Here is a 25,802-nt window from a genome sequence, read left to right as displayed (position 1 = left end):
CCCTATGAACAACACCTTGGTTTTAGCCACGGGTAATCCTGGCAAAGTAAAAGAGCTGGCAAGTATGCTCAGCCCACTTAATATTAACGTGGTTCCACAAAGTGATTTTCAAGTACCTGACGTACCAGAGACAGGCACCACATTTGTTGAAAACGCCATTATTAAAGCGCGTCATGCGGCAAAGATCACGGGCATGCCTGCGATTGCCGATGACTCAGGTCTGGAAGTAGACGGCCTAAATGGTGCGCCGGGTGTGTACTCTGCACGCTTTGCTGGAGCGGGTGCGAGTGATCAAGATAATATCGACAAGCTATTAAAAGAGCTTGCTGATAACCCTGTTCGTAGTGCGCGTTTTTGGTGTGTTTTAGTATTAATGCGCCACGCCGACGACCCGACACCACTTATTTGTAGTGCCAGTTGGGAAGGCGAAATCACCCATAGCCAAGATGGTCAGGGTGGGTTTGGTTATGATCCTGTTTTTTACGTACCGTCTGAGCAATGCACGAGCGCCCAGTTAACTAAAGAGCAAAAAAATGCTCTTAGTCATCGCGGCCAAGCTTTAAAACAACTACTTGCGCAATTGCAGCAAAAAGGCGGCCTGTGAGTTTACCGCCTTTAAGTTTATATGTGCACGTGCCTTGGTGCGTGCAAAAGTGCCCATACTGTGACTTTAATAGCCATGGCCAAAAAGGCACAATCCCCGAAAAAGAATACGTTCAGCATCTTATTGATGATCTCAAGGCCGATTTGCACTTAGTGCAAGGGCGTAAAATCCACAGTATCTTTATTGGTGGCGGGACTCCAAGCTTATTAACCGGTGACGCTTATACTCGCCTGCTTGGTGAAGTTGACAGGTTAATTGGCCTAAGCGATGACTGTGAAATTACCCTAGAGGCTAACCCAGGTACTGTCGAAACCGGTCGCTTTAAAGAGTATGTTGCCGCTGGCATTAATCGTATTTCGATTGGTGTGCAAAGCATGCAAAACGACAAGCTAAAAGCCCTTGGCCGCATCCATGGTGCAGATGAAGCAAGCTATGCGGCTAAACAGGCGCACCAAGCGGGGCTAAACAGCTTTAACCTCGATTTAATGCATGGCTTACCCGGACAATCTGTTGAAGATGCCTTGGGCGACCTTGAAAAAATCATCGCCCTTAATCCTCCCCATATTTCTTGGTATCAGCTAACAATTGAGCCAAACACTCAGTTCGCGTCAAAGCCACCGACCTTGCCTCATGATGACATCCTTTGGGATATTCAAGAGCAAGGACAAGCCTTACTAGCAGCAGCAGGTTATGAGCAATATGAGATCTCAGGTTACGCAAAGCCCGGTTACCAATGCCGTCATAACCTGAATTATTGGCGATTTGGCGATTATCTCGGTATCGGCTGTGGCGCTCATGGTAAAATTACTGATGAAAATAAAGTCATCACCCGTACGGTAAAAGTTAAACACCCGCGCGGTTATATGGATCTAGCTAAACCGTATTTATATGAGCAATGGCAAGTAACCAAAGACGACTTAGCCTTTGAATTCTTTATGAATCGTTTTCGCTTAGTCGAACCGTGTCCGAAAGCTGATTTACCTTTGCTTACAAGTTTGTCACTGCAAAGTCAGGAACAAGCCTTGACTGAAGCGATTGCAAAAGGCCTACTAATTGATGATAAAGATAACTGGCAGGTAAGCCCTAAAGGCCAACGTTTTTTGAATGACCTGCTAGAATTATTCGTTTAAGAATTATAATTAAATTTCTAACAACTACAAAGGAACGATAATGCGTAAACTGACCTTCATCGCTGCGGCGGTAAGTGTTGCATTACTTGGCGGCTGCCAACAAATTCAAGAGCAACCAACGCCTGCACCAAGTGTACAAAGCCAACCTGTACAAAGTGAAATCGATAAAGCAAATGCCTTCTTCGAAGATACTTTTAACCGTGACGTAATGAAAAGCCCTATTTATCAAACATACATGGGCATCAAAAAAGATTACGACAAATGGGACGATGGCAGTGAAGAGCGCGTTTTAGAAGACTTTGAACAAACTAAAGCTGACCTAGTTGCGCTTAACGCAATTAACCGCGACCTATTAGATGACGCAACAAAAGTAAGTTACGACCTTAAAAAGCAAGACCTTGAAAACGAAATTGCTGATTTCAAATGGCGTCATTACAACTACCCTGTGAACCAAATGTTTGGTGTTCACTCAATGATCCCTGCGTTTTTAATCAACCAACATCAAATTGCCGATGTCTCTGATGCAAAAGCGTATATCTCGCGTTTAAATGGTGTTACAACGGTTATTGATCAACTAATCAAAGATCTTGAAGTACGTGCAGATAAAGGCATTATCGCGCCTAAGTTTGTTTTCCCACACGTGATTGATTCAAGCCAAAATATCTTACGCGGCGCACCATTCCACGACGGTGAAGACTCAACATTACTTGCTGACTTTAAACGTAAAGTTAACGCATTAGAGATTGCCGATAGCGAAAAATCAGCACTTATCAGCGATGCTGAAAAAGCCTTAAAAGCAGCAGTAAAACCTTCTTATACTAAGTTAATTAATTTCTTAGCTCAGCTAGAAAAACGCGCTGATGACCGTGATGGTGCTTGGAAATTCCCTGACGGCGAAGCGTTCTACAATAATGCCTTAGCACGTACAACAACCACTGATTTAACTGCGAAAGAAATTCACACAATCGGTCTAGCTGAAGTCGCGCGTATTCACGACGAAATGCGTGCAATCAAAGACAAAGTAGGCTTTGAAGGTGACCTTAAAGCATTCATGCAATTCATGAAAACTGATAAGCAGTTCTACTACCCTAACACAGCAGAAGGTAAACAACGTTACCTTGATGAAGCAACGGCGCTTATCGATAACATGAAATCTCGTTTAGACGAGCTATTCATTGTTAAGCCAAAAGCTGACCTTAAAGTTAAAGCTGTAGAAGCATTCCGTGAAAAAGCAGCAGGTAAAGCGTTCTACCAACAACCTGCGCCAGATGGTTCACGCCCGGGTATTTATTACGCAAACCTTTACGACATGGAAGCAATGCCAACATACCAAATGGAAGCACTTGCATACCACGAAGGTATTCCAGGCCACCACATGCAAATTGCTATCGCGCAAGAGCTTGAAGGTGTACCTAAGTTCCGTAAGTTTGGCGGCTACACAGCGTATGTTGAAGGTTGGGGTTTATACTCTGAACTAGTACCAAAAGAAATGGGCTTATATGAAGACCCATATTCAGATTTTGGTCGTCTTGCTATGGAACTATGGCGTGCGTGTCGACTAGTAGTAGATACAGGTATCCATGCTATGAAGTGGACACGTCAAGAAGGTATCAACTACTACGTAAATAACACACCAAATGCGACGTCTGATGGCGTTAAAATGGTTGAACGTCACATTGTAATGCCGTCACAAGCAACGGCATACAAAGTGGGCATGCTGAAAATTTTAGAGCTTCGTGAAGGGGCTAAAGAAAAACTTGGCGATAAATTCGATATTCGTGAATTCCACGATGTAGTACTTAAAAATGGTGCAGTACCATTAAATGTACTAGAGAAGTTTGTTGACCAATGGGTTGCTAAGAAACAAGCAGCTTAATCAATAAAAACTTGAAAAAGGCCGCTCAGCGGCCTTTTTTATTTATTTAAACAAGTAGTTGAGCTATAAATGTATAAATAATAAAAAACGGGTAATTCCATGCAAAGCGCGATAGAGCAACTGAACAGCCGACTTCAACATCATCAGTTAAAAGAACTTATTGCCGATTATCAAAGCTTGTCGGGGGTTTTACAAGCGGCACAGTTACAGCATATCTATCAATTAGCGTGCAGTAGTGAAGTTAAATACCTGTTTTTACAAAATGTTGCTGCGCATTTACTTGAAGCAAGCCCACTGCCAAGCGAAGCTGTTGCCTTGATTGATGATATTGATAAGCTGAGCTTTTTCACGCCTGGCCTTAAGTTTCAAAATGCCTTTTGTGTTACAGACAACCAAGGTAACACCCTACTACATCATTTATTTACGCTGTGTCAGGCAGATAAACTCCCCTTTAACTATTTGCGTTCGTTAATGTTATTTGAAAGCAACGAAAGCTTAGGCGTTGCTTTAAAAGCATTGAATAAACAGCAGCTCACTCCTATTGGTTGCTTTATAGCGCAAAACAGTACGACTCAAATGCTAGCAAAGCATGAGTTCTCCGCATTATTAGCCATGATGGAAGTCGACCAAAGCCACAGCCCTAGCGCAGTCAGTGCCTTAATAAATACCCTTAAACAATTTTATGGTGCCAATCAACCAACGAGTGCCGACAGTAAAGTTTTACTGTGTGCGGCCTATTTGCAGGTGCCAACGGCGCAGTTATTAAACGCCCTTAATCAATAACTTCATGAATAAGGATGTTGTTAAAGCGTTTTTATCGCTCAGCAGTTTTACCGCCCTTAACCATGGTAGTCGTATTGTTCTTACCTTGTGCCTTGCAAGGTTATTAAGTAATGATGAGTTTGGCACTTTCGCCGCGTTACTCGCACTTTGTGAAATTCTTTTGTTACCAGCGAGCATGGGCTTTGCATCGTCGTTAATGCGTATTAGCTATCCGCTCTACAAAGCTCAACAACATGATTTACTGCGTGGCTTAAAGCATGTTTATTTAGCTGCATCTTGTTTATTCGGTGTGATTTTTGTTGCAGCTGTGGTGATCAGCTTTCAGGCCATTTCGCCGCATCAAAGCGCCAAAGAACATGTAATTTATTTACTGTTACTGGTGCCGATTGGCGCCATTATGCAAAGCCAATCTGCTTTTTTAGTGGCTTTAAACAAACCCAAAATAGGCCTGATAACGCAGCAATGTATCTTTGAATTATTAACCGCGGTTTTTTGTTTCTTAGTTTATTTGATACGTGGCGACTTATCTTTAGTCGAGATTTGTATCTTGTTGTTTTCTAGCATGTTGTGCGTAGTCAGTTATCAATATTGGTTAATCAAGAAAATGATCGTCGCAAGTACTGCCCGCTACCAAACCAAGCAATGGTGTAAAGACTCATTGATCATGCTCGCCAGTGGTGCAGGCACTGTATTAGTCGCAAAACTCGATGTATTACTGGTGCATCACTGGTTTGGTGCACAAGGCGTAAGTATCTTCTTTCCTGCGGTGGTGATTGCCGGCTTACTGACTATTTTAGGCAATGCCGCCAACCAATATTTAAAACCCATTTTAATGGCCGATGAGACAACCGTTCAGCAACTTAGTGAGTTAATGAAAGTGCTGTGGCGTTTTAACTTTGCCGCTATTTTGCTACTTGCCCTGCTCGCAAAGCCACTACTCACTCTCTATGGCGAAAGCCAATTGCAGGAAGGGTTTTGGATTTTAATTCTGCTGTTACTTGGGCAGCTGTTATTACCAGCAAGAATCTTAGCCAGTAGCATGATCAAGTTAAAAGGGAACCCGCTTATTAACTTGTACGTATTACTTGGCGCAACCAGTGTCACGGTTTTAATGGCAGTACTGTTAAAAGATCAGTTTGGCTTATTGGGGGTGGCTGTGGCATTTAGTGGTGGCTTTATGCTCGGAGCGCTTTGCCGCATGGTGATTGTATGTACACGCATGCGGCTGCCTTTATCTGTGGTATTGGGTTTAGTCAGATAGATAATATTCAACACTGGTAACAACACGCACTTTTTTCAGCTGAGGCGTGTTTGAATCTCTATCAGAAATTGAAAACTGGCCTTGGTGGGCGGTTTTAATTTTACCCAACTTAGACTGAGAATCTTTGGCAAATTTCATTGCCACTTCACGGGCTTTTTCGGTTGCCTCTTGAATCATATTAGGCTTGATTTCATTTAAGCCATTAAATAAATATTGAATACGCGTTTCGTAATTGTCTTGTACTATCGCAATGCCTTGCTTAGCTAATTGGCTTACTTCGCCTAGCGCATGCTGTACTTTTTCAATGTCATTTGAATAAACAATAACATTATTACGGGCAATATAACGAAACTGCTGATTTTCGCCGCCATATTCACGAGCTTGTTTATCAATAATTGATTGGCTGCCGAGGCTTATTTCTTCATCGCTAAAACCATGTAGCTTTAAAAAAGCCACAACCGCATCGCTTTTCTCTTCAACCCGGCCAACTAGTTTTTCGAGGTTATTATCTGCATCAGAAAACTGCAATGGCCAAATAACGGTGTCGGCTGGCACTTCCATTTCCGCTAAACCTTTAACGTGAACGGTGCGCTCCATGCCTTTTACATCAAGGGCTGCACTTTTCAAAATAAAACCTAATCCAAGCAAACCAACCGCCAATGCGCACGCTGCAATAACGATATTAAATGGTTGCGTCTTATTCATGCTTTTCTCCTTGATGTAGGTCACTGTTTTTGACTCGAAAAGTAGTTATAAACAGGTTATCTTATGAGTATAACTATTAATACTTTAGAAGCGTGTCGGTTCTAGTTTGGGTGTATTAAACTTAACAGACCCTGAAGTTTTAACAAACAGCGCAAGCAAAGGAAACAGCATGAGCGTTAAACGTATTAGCCAATTTTTTAACCCTAAATCGGTCGCTGTAATTGGCGCCTCTAACTCTCCAAATCGTGCTGGCTTTGTGGTGATGCGCAATCTGCTGCAAGGGGGTTTTAAAGGCCCTATCATGCCTGTTAGTTTAAATCACAGTGCTGTACATGGTGTATTAGCTTATCCAAGTATAGCAGCGTTACCAAAAGTACCCGACCTTGCGGTTATTTGTACTAACAAGAAAACCTTAATTAACATCATTAATGAGCTTGGTGAGCTTGGCTGCAAACATGCAGTGGTAATTGCTGCGGGATTAAACGTAGAACAAAAACAAGCACTGAAAGAAGCTGCCCTTGCAGCTAATGTATCTTTGCTTGGGCCAAATTGCTTGGGCTTACTCATTCCTCATATTGGCTTAAATGCCAGTTTTTCACATACAGTTGCAAGCCCTGGAAAGCTCGCCTTTGTATCGCAATCAGCTGCTGTTTGCTCAACCATTCTTGATTGGGCGAAAAACAAAGAGATAGGCTTTTCATATTTTGTGTCTGTGGGTGATTGCCTAGATATCGACTTTGATGAGTTACTCGACTTTTTAGGCCGAGATGCTAAAACCAAGGCCATCTTGTTGTATATCGATAATATTGAAGATATTCGCAGCTTTATTTCTGCAGCGCGAGCCGCTGCGTTTAGTAAACCCGTAATTGCTATTAAAACCGGTAAAACCAGTGCTGGAGCGCTTGCCGCAGAGATCCATACCGGTGGCAAACAAAGCTCAGATGCGGTCTATGATGCGCTATTCCAACGAGCGGGTATGTTAAGAGTAAACGACCTACGAGAGCTTTTTGCTGCTACACAAACGCTAGCAATGCACCCCAAATTACTTAAAGTCGAACAACTGACTATTTTAACCAATGGCGGCGGCCCAGGTGTCATGGCCGTTGATACGCTATTACAAAGCTCAGGTAAGCTGGCTGAGCTCAGCGACGAGACCAGAGCTGCTCTTAATAAGGTTATCCCGCAATCGGAGATGACCTCAAATCCGGTGGATATTTTTGGCGACTCAGCGCCAAGACGCTATCAACAAGCGTTAGAAATCTTATTGCAAGCTAAAGAAGTTAAAAACCTGCTGATCATTCATACCCCATCAGCGCTTGCACCGAGTGAAGATTATGCTGAGATCATTGTCGAAACCTTAGAGAAAATCCCGAAGATGGCTCGCCCTTATGTTATGACTAATTTTATGGGTGAAGATGCCGCGTATGCTGCGCGAAAGGTCTGCGCTAATAATGCCATTCCGACCTACCGTACACCTGAAGGTGCAGTTGGTGCCTTTATGCACTTAGTAAGTTATCGTCGTAACCAAAAGCATTTAACGCAAACGCCAGAGTCAAACACCGATGATGCAAAAATAAATAAAGACGCAGCTCGGGCTGTAGTGAATGAGTTTTTAGCCGAAGAGCAAAGCTATTTATCAACCCATGAAGCAAGCCAAATTCTCACTCATTATGGTATTGATTGTATTCAAACTGAGGTTGCTTACACGCCAACTGAAGCCAAAGAACAAGCCATAGAGCTAGGTTTTCCGGTAGCGTTGAAACTTATTAGCCCAAGTATTCCTTCTAAATCAGAAGTCGGAGGTGTGGTACTTAATTTAAATGATGCGCAAGAAGTTGAGCAAACAGCCTTTGCCATGCTGCTACGAATCAAAAACACCTACCCTGATGCACATATTGAAGGCTTTTCATTGCAAAAGATGGCGCCGCGAGCAGGTGCTAATGAACTGCGCATCGCTATTAAAACAGAGCCGAACTTTGGCCCGGTGATCTTACTGGGTGAAGCAGGCACCGGACTTGAGTTCGCTCAAGCCGCAGTGGCATTACCACCACTAAATATGAACTTGGCAAAATACCTGATTGCTGCGGCGCACGATAAAGGCGTACTTAAAGACCGCGTACTACCAGAAAAAGTCGATAAATACCGTTTATGCGCCCTACTTACTCGTATCTCACAGCTTGTTATCGACCAACCTGATATTACCAGTGTTGAGCTAAATCCTATTTTAGCCAGCAACGGGCAGTTTTTGGTACTTGATGCGACCATTGGCCTTAGCCGTTATAAAGCAAAAGCGAACCGTAAACGTTTGTGCATTCGCCCCTACCCGATTGAATTAGTTAAAGAAGTAACCCTTAAAAACAATACCCAAGCACAGCTAAGGCCCATTAAACCGGAAGATGAGCAAGCACACTTAGAGTTTGATCAATCATTAAGTAAAGAAGACAGATATAAGCGTTTCTTCGGTGAATTACCGCAATTTAATCATGATCAACTCGCAAAAATGACACAAATCGATTACGACCGAGAAATGGCGTTTATTGTTAGCCAAGAACAAAATGGCTCAGCCTGCACATTAGGTGTATCTCGTGTATTGATGGATCCTGACAAGCTCGATGCTGAGTTTGCAATTGTGGTGCGCTCTGATTGCCAAGGTTTAGGGCTTGGTACAATATTAATGAATGCGGCGATTGAGCATTGTAAAAACCAAGGCGTTAAACAAATTGCAGGCATTACTTTGCCGGAAAACACCGGCATGATTGAACTGGCACGAAAGCTCGGGTTTAAGATCACCCGCGACTTTGAAGAAGGCAGCATTAATATGGTGCTAAAACTAAACTAAAACTGGATCATTATTTTGCATCGTTTAAGAAATTACACTGCACGAGTTTTTGAAGGTAATGGCAAATACCGGCGTATAGGACGCGCACTTGACGTGTTTTTGATGTCGTTGATTATGGTCAATGTAATTGCGATTGTGTTGGAGTCGGTTGCTCCTTTAGCAAAGCAATATCATCATGAATTTTTAATGATTGAGCTGGTTTCTGTCGGTATCTTCACCTTAGAATATGTGCTCAGGCTTTGGTCTTGTGTAGATAAAAGCGTGCATAAAGAAAGCCCGTTAACAAATTCAAAAATTCGCATTAAATATTTCTTTTCGCCGTTGGCGCTGATTGACCTTATCGCAATTTTACCTACCATTCTGATGGTCTTTGTGAGTGTTGATTTACGCTTCTTACGGGTGCTTAGGTTAATGCGTATCTTTAAGCTCACACGCTATTCAAGGGCGATGCAACTACTCTTAAACTCATTCAAAGAGGAAAGCAGCTCACTACTTGCGGCGTTTTTTATTATGGCCGTGGTGCTAATAATTGCCTCATGCGGTATTTATTTAATTGAACACGATGTACAGCCCGATAAATTTGGCTCTATCCCTGCTGCAATGTGGTGGGCAATGGTAACACTAACAACCGTTGGTTATGGCGATGTCGTGCCTGTGACTCCCCTAGGTCGCTTATTTGGTGGTGTCATTACACTAGTGAGTATGGGCATGGTGGCTATTCCAACCGGTTTGCTAGCTTCAAGCTTTTCTGAGCAGTTACGTAAACGTAGACAAGTATTTACCGATGCAGTACACGAAGCAGTTGAAGATGGGCACTTATCGCCTGTTGAAGAAGAACACTTAGAAAACCTACGTTATAAGCTGGGTTTAAGTCAGCAAGAGGCAAATAAAGCGATTCATAACGAACTTAAAAACCGCAATCGCAACCTGTATTGCCGTCACTGCGGTAAACGCCAAGATTAATAATTAAAGGGATAAAGTCAGTAACTTTATCCCTGAAACTCTTGACGCCAACTCTTATCTAAAAGCGGCCCTATTGCATCACCAGGTACCGGTTTACTAAATAAATAACCTTGAAAATACTCACAGTCTTTTGCCTGTAAAAAACGTAGCTGTTGGATTGTTTCTACGCCCTCTGCGACGCACTCTTTTCCTAAACTTTTTGCCAAGGTTAGAGTTGAGTTGATAATTGCCTCATCACCTTTATCAACACCAATATCATTAACGAAACTTTTATCAATTTTCAGCACATCAACCGGGAAACGCTTCAAATAGGTTAACGAGGCATAACCTGTACCAAAGTCATCCATATAAATACGACAGCCTAGCTGCTTTAATTTCTCCATGCTTTGTTGAGCTTTTTCTGAATCTCGCATCATCACCGACTCGGTAATTTCAAACACGACAGCACTGGCCGGTACTTTTATGGCATTGAGAGTGTGTTCAATATTGGCAACTAAGTTCACACTTTCAAAATCAAGGGCCGATAAATTAATTGAGATATACAGTTCAGGATGAGTTATGTGCCACTGACGCAACTCAATAAGAGCTCGCGATAACGTTTGCAACATTATTTTGGTGATCAGTCCTGAACTTTCTGCCGCATTAGCAAAATCTTCAGGGCTATATACATCATTACTAGGCCAGCGAAGTAACACTTCTAAACCAGCGACTTGATGAGTTTTTGCACTGACTATTGGTTGGTAATAATTGCAAAACTCATGCTCTAGGTAAGCTTTACTCAATTGCGATTCAAGATGCAATGTACGCTGAACCTGTAAATTCATCTCTTGTTTATAAAATTGATAACACCCCTCTACATGACGCTTAGCATGATATAAAGCAACGTTTGCCGCTTTTAACAACGCTTTAGTCCCGCTTGCATCATCTGGGTATACGGCCACCCCAACGCTCAGATTAACCTTAACGGCTTGCTGACTTAGCTCTATGTGTTTTTCTACTGAGTCCATCACTTTGGCACACAGTAACAATAACTCATCTATTTGTTTGTAATCTTCAGCTAGAATCACAAACTCATCGCCATCAAATCGCGCAATACTATCTTGAGGTCGAAGCACATTTTTTAACCGCTGAGCTACTCGTTTAATTAATTCATCAGATTCTTCGCGCCCAAGTGAGTCATTAAAGTATTTAAAGCGCTTGATATTAACATTTAATAAGGCAACTTTGGTTTTATGATAATCAGCTTGCTCAATCGCATGATTCACACGGTCATTAAATAATGTTTTATTTGGTAAACCAGTAAGCGCATCATAGTTTGCTAAAATATGTAGTTCACTTTCTGCTAGTTTTTGTGCACTGATGTCAGTAACAATGATCACATAACTATCGAGCTGACGATTGCTACCTGCTACAGCACTAATTTTAATCAATACTTGTCGTTTCTCACCGTTTGCCACAACCACGACATCTTCGGCGGAATAATGCTCACCCGATTGTAGGTTTTGCATAACTCGTAAGTAATTGATCCGAGCCGATACAGGTAATCCCAGCGTTAAAGAGCGGCTTGAGCGCGGCTCTGCGGGAAAATCAAAGGCATCTTGAAGTGATTTATTTGTGGCGCGGATACGCAGGTTTTTATCTATGATAAATACCCAGTCTCTCGTTTGTTCAAAGGCAGCACCAAAGAGACGAGCATTCTCTTCAAACACTAACTCACGCGTCATATTCGTGTACGTGCCCGCTACTTTTTCAGGGGCTGTGCCTTGCCATTCGACCACTTTGCCAAAATCTTTGTACCATCGCCATTGACCATCGGCATGACGTAATCGGTAAGTACAATTAAAGTAACCTTTTTGAGTGGATAAAAACTCCAGCCATTCCAATCGGAAAGTTTGCTTATCATGCGGATGAATTTTTGCTAAATAGTCATCTAAATTAACACTGTCGGTATCATAGCCCAGCTCGTTCCTAAGACGAGGTTGATAAATAATAGGGCTTTGTGACGACCAATCCCACACCCCTGAATGACTTCCCTCTAAAGCAAGCTTTAACCGCGCTTCACTTTCTTGGCTTTCTTTATGAGCGGCCAGCAAAATTTTCTGCATGCGATTACGTCTAAATACCCATGCAGCAATAATTAAAACTATCAAAATTAAGTACAATACAATGACATGTGGGGCTCGCCAAGGTGGGTACTTTACTTCGATATTTAAAATAGCAGGCGGAGTCAGGTCCCCCGTAACTGGGTCTTTTGCCCATACCTTAAGATGGTACTTTCCTGCACTTAGTTTTGGAAAAAGAACACGATTGTTATTGCGCGTATATGTTTTTTGTCCATCACCTAGTTGGTACTCATAAATGATACGTTCTTGATAATTAAATGCCATCGCCGAAAAAGCCACCTCAAGACCAATATCATCATGCTCAAGGACAACACTGTCGATAGGCTGTTTTAACTCAGCAGGCAAATCGCGAGACATTAGATCAAGGTTAGTAATATTGACATGATCAATCAGCGCTTGCTGGTAGTGGTTATCCATCGGATAAAAATAGGTAAACCCTTTTAAAGTACCATAAACTATCTGCCCAGATTTTAGCTTGGTAAATGCGCCACTATTAAACTCTGTTGAGAACAACCCTTCTGCACCGGTAAACTGCTGAAAATGCAAGTTTTCTGGATTTAATCGCCACAACCCTTTGTGACTACTCATCCAGATCATACCGGCCTCATCAAGCACCATGTCGTAGAGCAATGTACCCAGTTTGTTTTTTTCTAGGTCAATCGTGAAAATATGCTCATAAGTATCAGCATCTAAGCCAATCAAACCGAAATTAGATAACGACAACCACAGTACATTGTTGTTATCTATGATGTACGACATCACATTAACAGCAACATTCTCATGTTGTTCTGGAACTGTATAAATAGTGGTTAGCTCGTATGTATCAGGATCAACTTGATACAGAATGCCGGCATTATAGAATAGTGGCGAATCAGGCTTAGTTGTTAAAGCAGGTAAGAATCCATAGGCTAGGAAAGGCTCAAATTCATCAAACTGCCCTGCCAAACGGGTAATTACTTGAGTTTCAATATTATAAACAAACATGCCGTAGTCAGGGTGAACGTAAAATAGCTCCCCAGATGGCATCAATAATACACCGTGGACCCAATCGTTTATTAATTTTTGTTGCTCTGGATCTGCGGTTTTCACCGGGGTCGCTTGGCCTGTTTTTGGATCAAAACTCATGATCCCACGATTACTGTGTAACCACAGCTTATCTTTGTAAGGCATCACCTGATAGATGGTAAACTCTGTGGTGATAAGATCCACTTGGTAATCTTTTAAAAACACCTCGCTTTCGTAGGTATCCAAATTAATGGCTGTTAAACCATTATGGGTAGCAAGCCAAACTCTGTCCTGAAACTCAGTAATTCCCCATATAGAATGATGAGATAACCCATCTCCCTTTATTGAGTTTGCTACTACATTGCTAAAATTATAATTATCATAAGGTAAGTAAAAGGCTCCATCATTTTTAGTCGCCAACCACATACCGCCTGATTTGTCCTCAACTAAATCAATAATACTCGTATCAGCGAGTGTGTATCCGCTATCTTTTAAACGCGTACTTTTTACAAGCTCATTATTCGATGGAGTAAATTCGAATAACCCTTTATCAGTGCCTAAAGTTATTGATGTTTCCTTCGGAGTTATCGTCCAAATATTTAAATCATCAATTAAGGTTTTACTGCTAAAAGCAAGCTCGGGAGAGGCAAACATTTCATCTAAATGACTTATATCAATCTGATACAAGCCCCTAACAGCACCAACCAATAATGTTTGCTCGTCAACAACTGCGAATGACTTTACATAGTTTTGATAAATATGAGTTGGTTCTTGTTGGAGATGGTCAAGTTTTCGATATTTACCTGACGCAATTTCATACACAAACGCCCCATTGCTGGTACCTATAAAAATGAAGCCTTTGTACGGGTACAAATCGCGAATGACACTACTTCTAACTCGATCTGGTATTTCAAAAATTGTTGTTACTTGTTTAGTTTCTAAGTCTAGTTTTGCAAAATCCCAACCACGTCCAAGCCAAAGCGTCTTATCATCAAGAGCGACCATGCTAAACACAGACTCGCTGAAAATCTGTTCTTCGGTAGTTGGTTTTGCAATAAATTGTTGATAACTATCGGTGTTAGGATCGTAACGAAATAAACCCGCTTGCAATGATGCAATCCAAATATAACCCTGGGGATCTTGGTAGATGCGGTCGATAATAGCGTCTTCTAGCTCGCCATTAGGGCCTTTAATATGCACAACTTGATAGCCATCGTAACGGTTTAGGCCACCTTCGGTCGATAGCCATAGGTAACCACTATCATCGATCAGCATAGTATTGACATAGCTTTGCGATAAGCCTTCGCTGGTAGATAAACGCTTTACCTGTGCAAATGCTGGCTGACTAAACAAGCCACAGATAAAAAATACAAACAGCACGATGATGGAAAAGAACTGTGTCATTGACGTTCCAAATTGCTAACTTGGCACTGTGTGTCGTGTACAGTGCATCGCAACTATATTTCGATGCGCATATAACTCAAACAACGATTGCAAAGAATTGGGTAATGTTAATGTACAGTTAAACCCATTTTGTACATAAAAATCAATCAGATTTTGGTATGCAAAAGTAAATATAGGCGCGTTTTGTGCTGTAATTAACGTCGTAAGTAATTGAGAAGCAATCTTTTGACCTCGCCATGCATCATCAACATAGAGTGTTGATAAAAACAAAGACCCCGATTGATTTTGTATTCGACATGCTGCAATAATCTCAAGACCAGAATAGCAAACCCATACTTGGTCTGCTTTGCAGGCTCGCCCTCGAGCACCATGTTTATCATAAAACTTATTAACTAACGGTGTTTTTATTGGTTCAAGAAGACAAAACTTTAGCGCAGTCATATCAGCTCATAAGTGCAAGATAATGCTCAAACTGCTGCTTCAAAAATGCTTGTTCTGACATTGGGCGACTGTTAATTGTTGTGTATACCCCCTCCCGCGTATTTTTACCTCGCTTTATTTGGTAAGCCCAAAAAGAGGCTTCATAGTCCAGTTGTATTTGATACTTTTGCTCTCGTGGCAACTTACATAAATTAAAACTCATATATTCACAACAACTAAAAAATTAATAGTGGCAAGTATAGCATTTTTTATTGGTCTGTTTAGCCTAATGCCATACGATTAACCTTGATTTTGGTAGCACATACCAGTAAATTAACGGCGATTTTTTAAACACGCAAGGAATGCACATTGTCAAAATATCTGCTTCTCAGATTTGCGCTAGTCTTATTGCTTTTTTGCCTTCCTGCTAGTGCTAGCTCGAACCTATTAATTTTCAATCGACCAGCGGATACCCCACAAGCACGTTATGTTATTGATTTACTTAAAATGGCCTACAAAGAAATAGGTTATGAAGTACATATCATTGATTTTAATCACCAAAGTGCCCTAATAGCAGCCAATAATGGTATTTTAGATGGTCAACTAGGCCGTATTGCAGATGTAAAAGATGACTACCCAAACCTACTAAAAGTTGATTTCCCGCTTTTTGATTTTAATCTTGTGCTATTAAAAAATTGCCAACACTGTCGCTATAAAGAGTTAAAATCATTAGCAATTCAATCAAGTTATCCTGCTGCCCAAAGTTACATCGATAAACACCCATTCGGCGGAGATGTTATTAAAGTACGAAATATTACCGCACAATTAAATTTACTAACCCAAAAGCGTGTTGAAGGCACTATATTGCTAGATTTTATGCTCAAAACAAAGCACCCAGATTTTAATCAAGCAGCTTTTCATAAAGAAGTTTTAATGCCTATGCAGAGCTTTCATTTCGTTCATAAACGCCATGAGGCACTAATTCCTAAGCTCACTCGCGCCCTTCAGAAATTGCAGGAAGAGGGTAAAGTGCATTTTCTAAAATCCAAATACAACTTAACTGAATTTTAAAAATCAAAACCACCTTGCGAGGGAGAAGACGGTGGGTTTTCTGCTTGTTGTTTTTTTTGTAGGTAACGCTTATATCGCTGTTGGCACAAGCTAATTACTTTACGCTTTTCGGCATTAGTAAACTTATTCCAATAGAAGCGTTCATCCCTGCTTCGATAACAGCCTTTACAATACCCTCGATTGTTAACCTGACAAATCCCTTTGCAAGGGCTTGGAATCTCAAAGATTTCAATTTGTTGCATCATATTTGCCAGTGACGAGTTCATAACTAAAGTATAGCCTGAAAAATAACCATAAAAAAAGCCACTTTATAAAAGTGGCTTTCTAACGCTATTTTTAGCCGCTAAAAATTTAGGCTAATTCACTGTTTGTCAGTTCTGCTTTACGATGAAAAGGCTTCGCATACATTGCAAGAACTAGCGGCTTTAATTCATCGGGTACTTTTGCCAAGCGAGCATTAAATGCCTCTGCATCTTTTTTATCGACAACGGCTTCTTTACAGCCACCAGCAATATAGTTACCTGGGTGTAGAAAGAATGAATCAACGATTTGCTGATCAATAGTTTTTGCAAGCTCTTCAGGTGACTCACAGCCTGACTCAATTGGCTCACCAAAGGCTAAATGCACATGTCCTTTAGCTGTACTAAAGCCTTCAACAATGCTGGCAATATCTTCGCCTTGTTGTTTAACATACTGACCATGTTGCTGCTTATGATAAAGCTCTTTTGCTTTAGCTATCGCACACGGCTCGTATTGATAAGAGATAGACACAGGCACAATTTTTAGTTCGCGCACGTATTCAGCAAACTCTTTCTTCTGCTTACGACCTTGTAACTGCAACATCTTAAGTAAAGCTGGATCTGTTTGGTCAAAACCATCTTTTGCTCGGCCTTCTTTTTGGGCTATCCAAATTGAGTGACCTTCAGCTAGCGAGTCATAAATATAAGCAGACAGCTGCGACAAAGCTTTTAGCATCTCTTTAGGTGCTTTCGCTGAGCGCTTCACAATAAAGCTTTTGTTTAAGCGCATTAACTCAGTGATATAAGGAATTTGCAGTAAGTTATCACCAATTGCGATGCGAACAGTCGGCATATTGTGCTTAAACAACCCCCAATTCACCAATGCAGGGTCAAGCACGATATCTCGGTGATTCGAGATAAATAAATAGGCTTGTTTAGGATCTAGTTTATCTATGCCCGAAAACGTCACTTCAGAAGTAGTACGGGTGATTAACTTATTTAAATAATCTGCCACTTCATGCTGTACTTGCTCAACCGATGAGGTATTACCCCACTTTTTACGCAGCTGGCTGCGCACTAATGGGCGAGTAATAAATGGAAAATAGGATAAAAAGCGCGGTAGATTATATTTGGCAATTACATCCACAAAAGCATTATCAGCAATTAAACGTGCTACTGAATCAGCGACTTCATCATCATTGTAAGGTCTTATGTCGGCGTATTTATCCACACTTTCACTCATTAAAAACTACTTAAGTTAAAAAACGGCACGCACAGCGCACCGTTTAAATATTTGGCGGATTATAACTCAGGCAATTTTAAATGCGAACCGAGACGCGATAGTTAACCAAGTTATTTGCCAAATGTTAGTAAAATATATTTTTATAACAAGTAATTATGCAATGCTCTTACCAGTTTGCGAGGACTTTTTAAGAACCATTTTTAACACTAATCTAAGCATTAAAGTAGCCAATACAATGCCCGATATAAAGCTTAGCCAATGCGGTAAAACTTCATGCTCTTCGCCTATCATCGGTGCCACCACAAAACCATATTGCGTCACTAAATAATCAGTTAAAAAGCCAAATGCCAACGCTGTAGCAATCACACCTATTAAGTAAGCAACCACAGCACGCTTACCTAGTTCTTTACCCACAACACCTAAGGTTGCAATATTTGTAGCAGGGCCTGCCAACATAAAAACTAATACTGCACCAGGCGATACACCACTGAGTAATAGTCCAGCAGCTATCGGTGTTGAGGCTGTTGCGCAAATATACATAGGAATACTAATTAAAATAACCACAAGCATCGCAAGTATGCCACTGCCCCATTGGCTTAAATAAGATTCTGGAACATAGGTTTGTACTAAAGCGGCAAAGAATAAACCAATCATTAACCAAATCATGGTGTCTTCAAGTAACTTGTTACAACTAAAGCTCACAGCACGTTTCAGCTTACCAAAGCGGCTTTCAACGGCTTTAGTTGGCTGCCCACTGCTACAACAGCTTTTCTGCGAAGGTACTGCTTGTTCAGTTGCGCAACTTTGTTGCGGCTCTGGAGTAGCTTGTGAACCTTTATTACTACAACAACTTGTTGTTTTAACAGCCTCAAGTTCTTTAGTTGTTTGCTTGCTGCAACAACTTTGTGCGGGCTTAGCAGGCGCCTCTTTACTGCAACAACTCGATGTGGTCATAGGCTCAGGCTGTTTACTGCTGCAACAAGAGGTTGTTTTAGTGTTCTCTTTATTTGCTGTTGTGCTTTGCTGTTGATGAAGCTCACTGTCTTTGCCCACTAATACACCCGCCACAATGGCACTACACACGGCCGCAATGGGACGTATCACCGCCATAAATGGGCCTAGTAACACATAAGATACCGAGACCGAATCGACTCCCGTTTCAGGGGTTGAAACTAAAAATGCGGTGGTGGCACTTTTTGACGCCCCCGCCCTTCTTAAACCAATGGCAGCAGGGATCACACCACATGAGCACAATGGCATAGGAGCACCAATAAAAGCCGCTTTAACTGTGGTCCATAGCCCTTCTTTTCCTAAATGACGGTTAAGAAAGTTGGCAGGCAAATACACATTTAACAGACCAGCTATGAATAAGCCCAGCATTAACCAAGGCGCCGAGAGTAAAAACAGATGCCAAAAATTACTGAGTAAGTCCATCGATATCCTCCAGCGTCGTTAGTATTGAACAGTTTTCAGCGGGTTCTTCACCACCACAACACTTATCAGCCAATAATGAAAGTGAGTCATAAAAGCGGGTAAGCTCCGCAATTCTTTGTGCTACGAGATCGCGCTTTTGTAACGTCATCTCTTTAACTTCATGGCAAGAGTGCTGATCTTTATGAAACTTAATTTGCAGCAACTCTTTGATCTCAGCCAAACTAAAGCCAACATTCTTAGCTCTGAGAATAAACGCCATTTGCTTATAGTCATCCTCAGAATAAAAACGATATCCCACGTCTGAACGCGAACTTGGCGTTAACAAACCATGCTTTTCGTAGTACCTTAGAGTATCTGTTGAGACACCCAACTGGCGGGAAAACTCACCTATTTTCATCACCGTCTCCATTGTGAAGCGTTTATTTATTATGCTCACTATAAACCTTGGAGTACACCCCAAGGTCAAGCAATAAATTAAAAAAGGAAAGCACATGAATATTACTGTCCTTGATGCAGCAACATTAGCCAACACTTCGTTAGATGCCTTAGCACAGCTAGGTAAATTAACTTGTTACGATCTAACTTCCCAAGAGCAAGTTGTTGAGCGCTGCCAAGATGCTGATGTAATTATCAGTAATAAAGTAGTGATTGATCAGCTCGCTATGAGCCAGTTAACTAATTTGAAATTAATATGCGTTGCAGCAACAGGCACTAATAATATCGATTTAGAGGCAGCAAAAGAGCATAACATTGCAGTGACAAATGTGGCGGGCTATTCAACACCGAGCGTGGTGCAGCATACCTTTACCTTAATCACTAACTTATTGGGTAATACTCATAGATACATTAATGATTGCCAGCAAGGTTTATGGCAACAAAGCCCAATGTTTTGTCGCTTAGATTACAGCTTTAATGAAATTGCCGGCAAAACATTGGCAATTGTTGGTTATGGGTCATTAGGTAAAGCAGTGGCTGATGTAGCGCGTGCCTTTGGTGCCAATGTCATTATTAGTGAGCGAAAAGGTCATACGCCTCGTGAAGGTCGTGTTAGTTTTAATGATGCCCTAAGCAAAGCCGATATTATTAGTGTTCATTGCCCGCTAACGGATGAAACACGCAACCAAATAGCCGCGGCAGAATTAAGCATGATGAAATCGTCAGCTATCATTATTAATACCGCTCGTGGTGGGATTATCAATGAAGCCGATTTAGCTGACGCTTTAGCTAATAATGTCATTGCTGGCGCAGGTGTAGATGTACTTAGTAAAGAACCCGCAGAGCAAACAAACCCGCTGGCACTATACAGAGGCGCAAACTTATTACTCACACCACACATCGCATGGGCAAGCCAAGAATCAATCGCTCGCCTAGTTAACGAAATAGCTTTAAATATCCAAGCATTTAACCAAGGCGAACCACGGAATAGATTAGTCTAAAATACAACAAATTAGTCAAACAGACTAACCTACGTGTTGATTTAGCCTACCACGCATGTAAGCTAACAGGCAACACATTGATTTAAAAAGACTTTTAAAGTTGGCAAGCTGATTGCTACCTAACAATCACTTAAACTCGAATTTCTAGGGATAAAAAAAATGAAAAAAGCTCTTCTAATCGCTGCACTATCTGCTCCATTCTTAACAGGTTGCGTTATTGCAGTTTCAGATGGCGAAGCCGATACACATTGGGCTGGTAGTTCTTCATCAAGCTGGGAGAAGCAACATAAAAATAATCGTGAAATTATTTCTAACCTTGCACTCGATACCAGTTATCAAACAGTATTAAACAAACTTCATTCACCTAACTTTACCGAGCTGCTAAAACAAGGTGATGATGTATATCAAGTGCTATTTTATGTTACGCATAGCATTCATTCAGATGGCAAGATGACAAAAGATGAGTGCACACCTTTAGTATTTAAAAATGATAAGTTAATCGGCGTGGGCGATACAATTTATCAATCGCTAAGTAACGGCTAATTAGCAAGCTAAAGTTAAGAGTAGGCTTTGCCTACTCTGATTCATTTACCGCAACCATCCTTGAAACAACTTTATCGCGTCCAGTATCTTTAGCTTGATACAAACCTAAATCAGCCTCTTCTAATAAAGTTTGCTCTGCGTATACTTGCCCGGTTTCAGTGGTGGCAATACCAATACTAATCGTAATGTGATCAGCATTTAAAGACGCTTTATGAGGGATATTTAGTTTATTCACTGCATCGCGTAGTTTGTTAGCAAATGCAATAGCTTCTTTTGCAGAAGTGTTTGGCAGTACCGCAGCAAACTCTTCACCACCATAACGTGCTACAAAGTCACTGCCGCGCTCACATGCACCCACAAGCGCGTGAGCAATTTTTTTCAAACAATCATCCCCGGCTCTATGTCCATAACAATCGTTGTAGCGTTTAAAGTGATCAACGTCCATTAACAGCACAGATAACGGTGTACAGTCTCGACGACTTCGACGCCATTCACGAGCTAAATTCTCATCTAAATAACGCCTGTTAGGTATTTCCGTCAACCCATCAATCGAAGCAAGCATTTCAAGAAGGTCATTTTTTTGCTTAATTAATAACTGATTGCGTACCCTTGCACGAACTATCGCAGCACTGAAAGGTTTAGTGATGTAGTCCATTGCACCTAATTCAAGGCCCTTTGCTTCATCATCATGGCTGTTATTCGCGGAAATAAAGATAACGGGTAACATGCTGGTTGTGGCATTTTCTTTTAACTTGCCAAGTACCTCGTAACCATCAATGCCGGGCATCACTATATCTAAAATCAACAAGTCGACAGCTTGAGTTTTCAAAAATGTCAGTGCTTTTTCACCACTTTCAACACAAAAAACATCGTAGTCTTGCTGCAACGTTTTCTCTAATACCAAGCGATTTAACGGATCATCATCAACAATCAGTACCTTGGCTCTTTTCAACATGTGTAGATCCTTGTTCGATGATAAATGCAATCACTTGCTGTAATTGGCATTGCAATTCATCATTTAATTGTTCGGGCAGTTCACCAGTTTTCTTCAGCTTAACTTCACATTCCTGAGCGCACGCTGACAAACGTTTAAAACCGAGGTTTCCAGCTGACCCTTTAAGATTATGCACCACACGTATCAGCTCTTGCGCAGTGTTTACTTTAGATATGAGTAATAACTGCTCTTGTGCCATAATCGCAAACTTTGACAACATAGTTAATACTAACTTAGTGCTGTTTCCAAATTGGGATAGAATAAAGTCTTGATCGAAAAAGGATTCTTTTTTATGTTCCAATTCATTCATGGCTAAAAATAATTTGCTCGCAACAATTGGCTTGGTTAGGTGCTTATTCATACCAGCTGCAACTGATTGCTCTATGTCAGCAGGTTCACTGTGTGCCGTTAATGCATAGATTGGTATTTGTTGTTTACTAAATGTCTGACGAATAATGCGCGTTGCTTGGCAACCATCCATTTCTGGCATTTGAATATCCATAAAAATCAGATCAGGTTGCAATGACTTTGCAAGCTTTATCGCTTTTTCACCACTGTCTGCACAAACAACATTAACATCAGCTTGCTCTAGAATACTTTTAATTATGTTTAAATTGAGTGGGTTATCATCTATAGCAAGTACGAGTAAGCCTGATAAATCCATTTTAGAGGGTAACGACACCACAGACTTTTTGGCCGGCTCTGTGGTTTTATCAAGCTGTAAGCAAAAGTAAAACTCACTGCCTTTTCCTTTTTCACTCTCAAGCTTGATTTCACCTCCCATCAAGGCAACCTCATACTTCACAATGGCAAGACCAAGCCCTACACCTTGATGTGAACGAGTAAGAGATTCATCGCCCTGTGTAAACGCATCAAATAAACGACTTTGATCTTCTTGGCTTATCCCTATACCAGTATCTTTGACGGTAAAACAAATAAGTTGCTGCTCTGTTGATTGTTCAATGAGCTTCATACACAAAGTGACACTGCCTTGCTCTGTATACTTAGCAGCGTTTGTCAGTAAATTTCCTAACACTTGTTGCAAACATATTTGGTCGCCAATTAAGCTGTCATTGATATCATCATCACATTCAATATTAAAAGTTAAGCCTTTTTTTCTGCATAGTGGTGCTATCAAGCCTTGGCAATACTCAATTAAATTAGAGACACTAAATGGCGCATTACTTAATTGCATTTGCGAGTTTTCTGCTCGAGCAAAGTCAAGCATGCGATTAAGTAAAGTAAGTAAACTATTTGCCGCAGATTTAGCTTGTTCTGCATGAGTACGCTGCTCAGCTGATAAGCCTTGTAAAGCAATTACATCAATTAGGCCTAACACTACATTCAACGGCGTACGAATTTCATGACTTAAGTTTGCAATAAATCGGCTCTTTGCCAGTGTTGCTCGCTCAGCATCGTCTTTTGCTTGCACAAGCGCTGTAACATCTTGCACATGCACAACATAGTAGTCGGGTGTTTGCTCGCCATTAAACACTAATGAAACACTAATTTGTAGCCATCGCTTTTGCTCTTGTTGTGGCAGGCTAAAGTGATAGACATTCTTTTTCTCGTTGAGTAAATCTAGTAACGTCTCTTTTAATGTATTAAATGATTGCTCAGCAAATAGGTCTTCCAATGTATAGTGACTAGGTGATTTATTACCTAAATCAATTGAAAAAATCTTCCTTGCCGCTTTATTTACTTGTAAAACCTGATAATCAAGTGACACTAACAGCACGCCATTGGCAGCATACTCCATTGCACTTCGTAATTTAGCTTCTGAACTTTGCAACGCATTGAGCGCTTCATACTGTTTGGTAATATCACGACCAATCGCCATAGTCCCCAAAAACTGCTGATGCTCGTTATAAAAAGGCACTATACTCAAATCATAGATTTTATCTTGTGTTGATAAACGTTTTTGATAAACCTGTCTGTCTTTGAGCACTTTCTTTTCAAGCTCGTTGATTTCACCATTATCATCACTGATATCACATAATTGCTGACCCACTAACTTTTCTTGTGGCAAGCCTATGTAGCGTTCATATGCTTTATTACACCCCAAAAATGAGCCATCAATGTTCTTAAAATAAATAATATCCGGAACATTGTTGAGCATGGTGTTTAATAACGCTAATTGACGCTCTTTAGCATCAATACTTCTTCTAAGCTGTTGCGACTTTACTTGTACTTGAGAATCTAAAGTTTTATTGGCTTCTTGTAAGGACTGTACTAACTCTTCATTGCGTCGAAAGATCTGCTTAACACGACTAAACCAAGGCTGCCAGTTAGCAGGAATTTTGTAACTTACAAGCGCTTGCTTGCCCTCATCATGCTGCTCTAAATAATTCATCAAATGCGTCATGGGTTTTACAAAAATACGTTGGCTTAACCAAAACACGGCACTAAACATCATTACTAAAAAGACGCTTAAAAACATAAACTCTAAAAAAATGTCATAGCCAATAGGCTTACTCAATGCCCTAAGTGATTCATGAAAGCGCGTATGAATAGGTAAGTTGGTAGTATCTTGTACAAAATGACTTTGATAGCGCGAGCTTGAACTTTCAACGATATCTGGCCAATATCCTGTCGCATTAATGGCGCTCTTTAATATGTCTTTAGAACTAGCAATCACTTGGTTATCTTGATTAATAAAGATAAACTCACCATCACTAGGTGCTATCTTCTTAAGCCACAATGAAATAGCCTCTAGGTCATAGATCAAAACGATATAATCTTGACTATCAGCTGCTCTTTGTTTACCAATCGCAAAATAGGCATGACCGTTTATGGTCAAAACAGAGCTTGAAGCAAGCCGTTCTTCATTCAGTTGCAATGGACGAAACTTGTTATCTAAAACTCTCGTAAGCAACTCACTTTTCGTTGTATTACGTCGTTTAATAAAAACAAAACCCTGCTGGTTTACATAGGCAACTGCTTCAAGTGATTGAATTAAAGAAAGTGCGGTATTGAACGATGGACCTAGGGCTATAACTTGTCGCCATTGATTAACTGCAAATTGCGTTGAAGCAAATCGACCTTGCCCCACAACTTCTCCGATCCCCTCACCTACCAATTGGTAATAATAATGGTCAAACTGATTAACATTGCGCGCCAAGCTAGGCGCATAATCATAAGAAAGTGGCTGCTCGTAGAGCTTGAACATAGTATCTATTAAGCCATTGGCAGCATTCATTGCATGGCTAAGCTGTGCAGAGATATTATTAAAACCATTTTGCCTGCTTTCAATAGCACGTTCGAGCTTTAAATTATAAAGATGCAAACACAAAAAAAACGCCACCAGCAGTGGCACAATAAGTGCCACTGATAAAGAGCGATAATAATGCTTTAATGGTAAAAAATTCACTGGTTATAAGTACCTTACCTCGTTAACGGTTAGGTTAACGAGGCATAGAAGTACTAGCAAGTTATAAATTTTCTTCAGCGAAGCTGGCTAAACGGCTGCGTACGACGCCATTTAAGTTAACAGTGGCGCTGCCTTCAAAATCTTTAAAGCGTTCAACAATATAGGTAAGCCCTGAAGTTACGGGGGTTAAGTAGTTGCTATCTATTTGCGCCAAGTTACCTGAGCAAATTAGTTTCGTGCCTTCACCGCAGCGGGTAATAATGGTTTTAAGCTGTGATGCCGTTAAGTTTTGACTCTCATCCAAAATCACCCCCGAATTGATATAATACTATCATACCCTTAATAAACTTGAACAAAAA

20 protein-coding genes and 1 pseudogene are annotated in these 25,802 nt (G+C 40.9%); 10 read left to right on the top strand and 11 right to left on the bottom strand.

The genetic code is table 11. From position 1 onward, the window contains the following. Nucleotides 1-4 precede the first annotated feature (4 nt). The 5 genes from QL229_RS05755 (at nt 5) to QL229_RS05735 (ending at nt 5,654) form a co-directional block, all read left to right on the top strand. Entirely contained in the window at nt 5-604 is a 600-nt protein-coding gene (locus QL229_RS05755) for an XTP/dITP diphosphatase (RefSeq protein ID WP_058586594.1), read from the top strand. Then, nucleotides 601-1,734, top strand: a complete 1,134-nt coding sequence (hemW, locus tag QL229_RS05750) for a radical SAM family heme chaperone HemW (RefSeq protein WP_235381779.1) — start codon at nt 601-603, stop codon at nt 1,732-1,734. Before QL229_RS05755 ends, hemW begins: the two co-directional genes overlap by 4 nt. Before the next feature lie 40 nt (nt 1,735-1,774). Then, the gene (locus tag QL229_RS05745) at nt 1,775-3,610 is read left to right on the top strand and encodes a DUF885 family protein (protein WP_281546545.1); all 1,836 of its coding nucleotides are present in this window, start codon (nt 1,775-1,777) and stop codon (nt 3,608-3,610) included. Between the two features lie 99 nt (nt 3,611-3,709). Next, nucleotides 3,710-4,393, top strand: a complete 684-nt coding sequence (locus QL229_RS05740) for a hypothetical protein (protein ID WP_281546544.1) — start codon at nt 3,710-3,712, stop codon at nt 4,391-4,393. 4 nt (nt 4,394-4,397) lie between these two features. Further along, nucleotides 4,398-5,654, top strand: coding sequence for an oligosaccharide flippase family protein (locus QL229_RS05735; protein WP_281546543.1), 1,257 nt, complete (start codon nt 4,398-4,400; stop codon nt 5,652-5,654). On the opposite strand, the gene QL229_RS05730 is transcribed toward QL229_RS05735, so the two are convergent. Continuing rightward, nucleotides 5,643-6,359: an SIMPL domain-containing protein gene (locus QL229_RS05730; RefSeq protein WP_135923600.1), complete on the bottom strand. Its 717-nt coding sequence runs from the start codon at nt 6,357-6,359 to the stop codon at nt 5,643-5,645. The genes QL229_RS05735 and QL229_RS05730 overlap by 12 nt on opposite strands. Before the next feature lie 169 nt (nt 6,360-6,528). Between QL229_RS05730 and QL229_RS05725 the strand changes: the two genes are divergently transcribed. Together QL229_RS05725 and QL229_RS05720 are read left to right on the top strand one after the other, a co-directional pair. Further along, nucleotides 6,529-9,198, top strand: coding sequence for a bifunctional acetate--CoA ligase family protein/GNAT family N-acetyltransferase (locus QL229_RS05725; protein WP_281546542.1), 2,670 nt, complete (start codon nt 6,529-6,531; stop codon nt 9,196-9,198). Between the two features lie 9 nt (nt 9,199-9,207). Continuing rightward, nucleotides 9,208-10,161, top strand: a complete 954-nt coding sequence (locus QL229_RS05720; protein ID WP_281546596.1) for an ion transporter — start codon at nt 9,208-9,210, stop codon at nt 10,159-10,161. Nucleotides 10,162-10,187: 26 nt separating this feature from the next. Here the strand turns inward: QL229_RS05720 and QL229_RS05715 are convergent, their stop codons facing one another. Genes QL229_RS05715 through QL229_RS05705 form a run of 3 tightly spaced genes read right to left on the bottom strand, consistent with a single transcriptional unit; the run spans nt 10,188 to nt 15,336 of the window. Continuing rightward, nucleotides 10,188-14,693 carry an EAL domain-containing protein gene (locus QL229_RS05715; RefSeq protein ID WP_281546541.1) on the bottom strand — a complete coding sequence of 1,502 codons (4,506 nt, stop codon included), beginning with the start codon at nt 14,691-14,693 and terminating at the stop codon, nt 10,188-10,190. Between the two features lie 15 nt (nt 14,694-14,708). Then, complete coding sequence (locus tag QL229_RS05710; RefSeq protein WP_135923596.1) at nt 14,709-15,134, bottom strand: GNAT family N-acetyltransferase; 426 nt, start codon at nt 15,132-15,134, stop codon at nt 14,709-14,711. Between the two features lies 1 nt (nt 15,135). Beyond that, entirely contained in the window at nt 15,136-15,336 is a 201-nt protein-coding gene (locus QL229_RS05705; RefSeq protein WP_135923595.1) for a DUF3283 family protein, read from the bottom strand. A 146-nt stretch (nt 15,337-15,482) separates the two neighbouring features. On the opposite strand from QL229_RS05705, the gene QL229_RS05700 reads away from it, so the two are divergent. Beyond that, nucleotides 15,483-16,184 (top strand): transporter substrate-binding domain-containing protein, encoded by a 702-nt coding sequence (locus QL229_RS05700; RefSeq protein ID WP_235381770.1) that lies wholly within the window; start codon nt 15,483-15,485, stop codon nt 16,182-16,184. On the opposite strand, the gene QL229_RS05695 is transcribed toward QL229_RS05700, so the two are convergent. From QL229_RS05695 to zntR, 4 genes are all read right to left on the bottom strand, one after another. After that, complete coding sequence (locus QL229_RS05695) at nt 16,181-16,426, bottom strand: DUF1289 domain-containing protein (RefSeq protein ID WP_135926240.1); 246 nt, start codon at nt 16,424-16,426, stop codon at nt 16,181-16,183. The two genes, QL229_RS05700 and QL229_RS05695, sit on opposite strands and share 4 nt — an antisense overlap. A 109-nt stretch (nt 16,427-16,535) precedes the next feature. Beyond that, nucleotides 16,536-17,666 carry a 1-acyl-sn-glycerol-3-phosphate acyltransferase gene (locus QL229_RS05690; RefSeq protein ID WP_135923594.1) on the bottom strand — a complete coding sequence of 377 codons (1,131 nt, stop codon included), beginning with the start codon at nt 17,664-17,666 and terminating at the stop codon, nt 16,536-16,538. Between the two features lie 153 nt (nt 17,667-17,819). Next, nucleotides 17,820-19,100, bottom strand: a complete 1,281-nt coding sequence (locus tag QL229_RS05685) for an SO_0444 family Cu/Zn efflux transporter (RefSeq protein ID WP_281546540.1) — start codon at nt 19,098-19,100, stop codon at nt 17,820-17,822. Next, nucleotides 19,084-19,497: a Zn(2+)-responsive transcriptional regulator gene (zntR, locus tag QL229_RS05680; protein ID WP_135926239.1), complete on the bottom strand. Its 414-nt coding sequence runs from the start codon at nt 19,495-19,497 to the stop codon at nt 19,084-19,086. The genes QL229_RS05685 and zntR overlap by 17 nt, the downstream gene beginning before the upstream one ends. Before the next feature lie 94 nt (nt 19,498-19,591). Between zntR and QL229_RS05675 the strand changes: the two genes are divergently transcribed. Both QL229_RS05675 and QL229_RS05670 read left to right on the top strand, forming a co-directional pair. Further along, a complete protein-coding gene (locus tag QL229_RS05675; RefSeq protein ID WP_281546539.1) occupies nt 19,592-20,536 on the top strand; it encodes a D-2-hydroxyacid dehydrogenase in 945 nt (314 codons plus the stop codon). 159 nt (nt 20,537-20,695) lie between these two features. Further along, nucleotides 20,696-21,079, top strand: coding sequence for a DUF3192 domain-containing protein (locus QL229_RS05670; protein ID WP_281546538.1), 384 nt, complete (start codon nt 20,696-20,698; stop codon nt 21,077-21,079). Nucleotides 21,080-21,110: 31 nt separating this feature from the next. On the opposite strand, the gene QL229_RS05665 is transcribed toward QL229_RS05670, so the two are convergent. From QL229_RS05665 to QL229_RS05655, 3 genes and pseudogenes are all read right to left on the bottom strand, one after another. After that, complete coding sequence (locus QL229_RS05665; protein WP_135923590.1) at nt 21,111-22,034, bottom strand: diguanylate cyclase; 924 nt, start codon at nt 22,032-22,034, stop codon at nt 21,111-21,113. Then, nucleotides 22,003-25,443: a response regulator gene (locus QL229_RS05660; protein WP_281546537.1), complete on the bottom strand. Its 3,441-nt coding sequence runs from the start codon at nt 25,441-25,443 to the stop codon at nt 22,003-22,005. The genes QL229_RS05665 and QL229_RS05660 overlap by 32 nt, the downstream gene beginning before the upstream one ends. 61 nt (nt 25,444-25,504) lie before the next feature. Next, nucleotides 25,505-25,762, bottom strand: a pseudogene (locus QL229_RS05655) (PhoH family protein); the annotation flags it as partial. Nucleotides 25,763-25,802: the final 40 nt, after the last annotated feature.

This window comes from Pseudoalteromonas sp. PAR1, assembly GCF_947311895.1.
GTDB classification, from domain to species: domain Bacteria; phylum Pseudomonadota; class Gammaproteobacteria; order Enterobacterales; family Alteromonadaceae; genus Pseudoalteromonas; species Pseudoalteromonas lipolytica_C.
The sequence above is the reverse complement of the archived record's forward strand: the minus strand, read 5'-3'. Positions and strand labels throughout refer to the sequence as shown.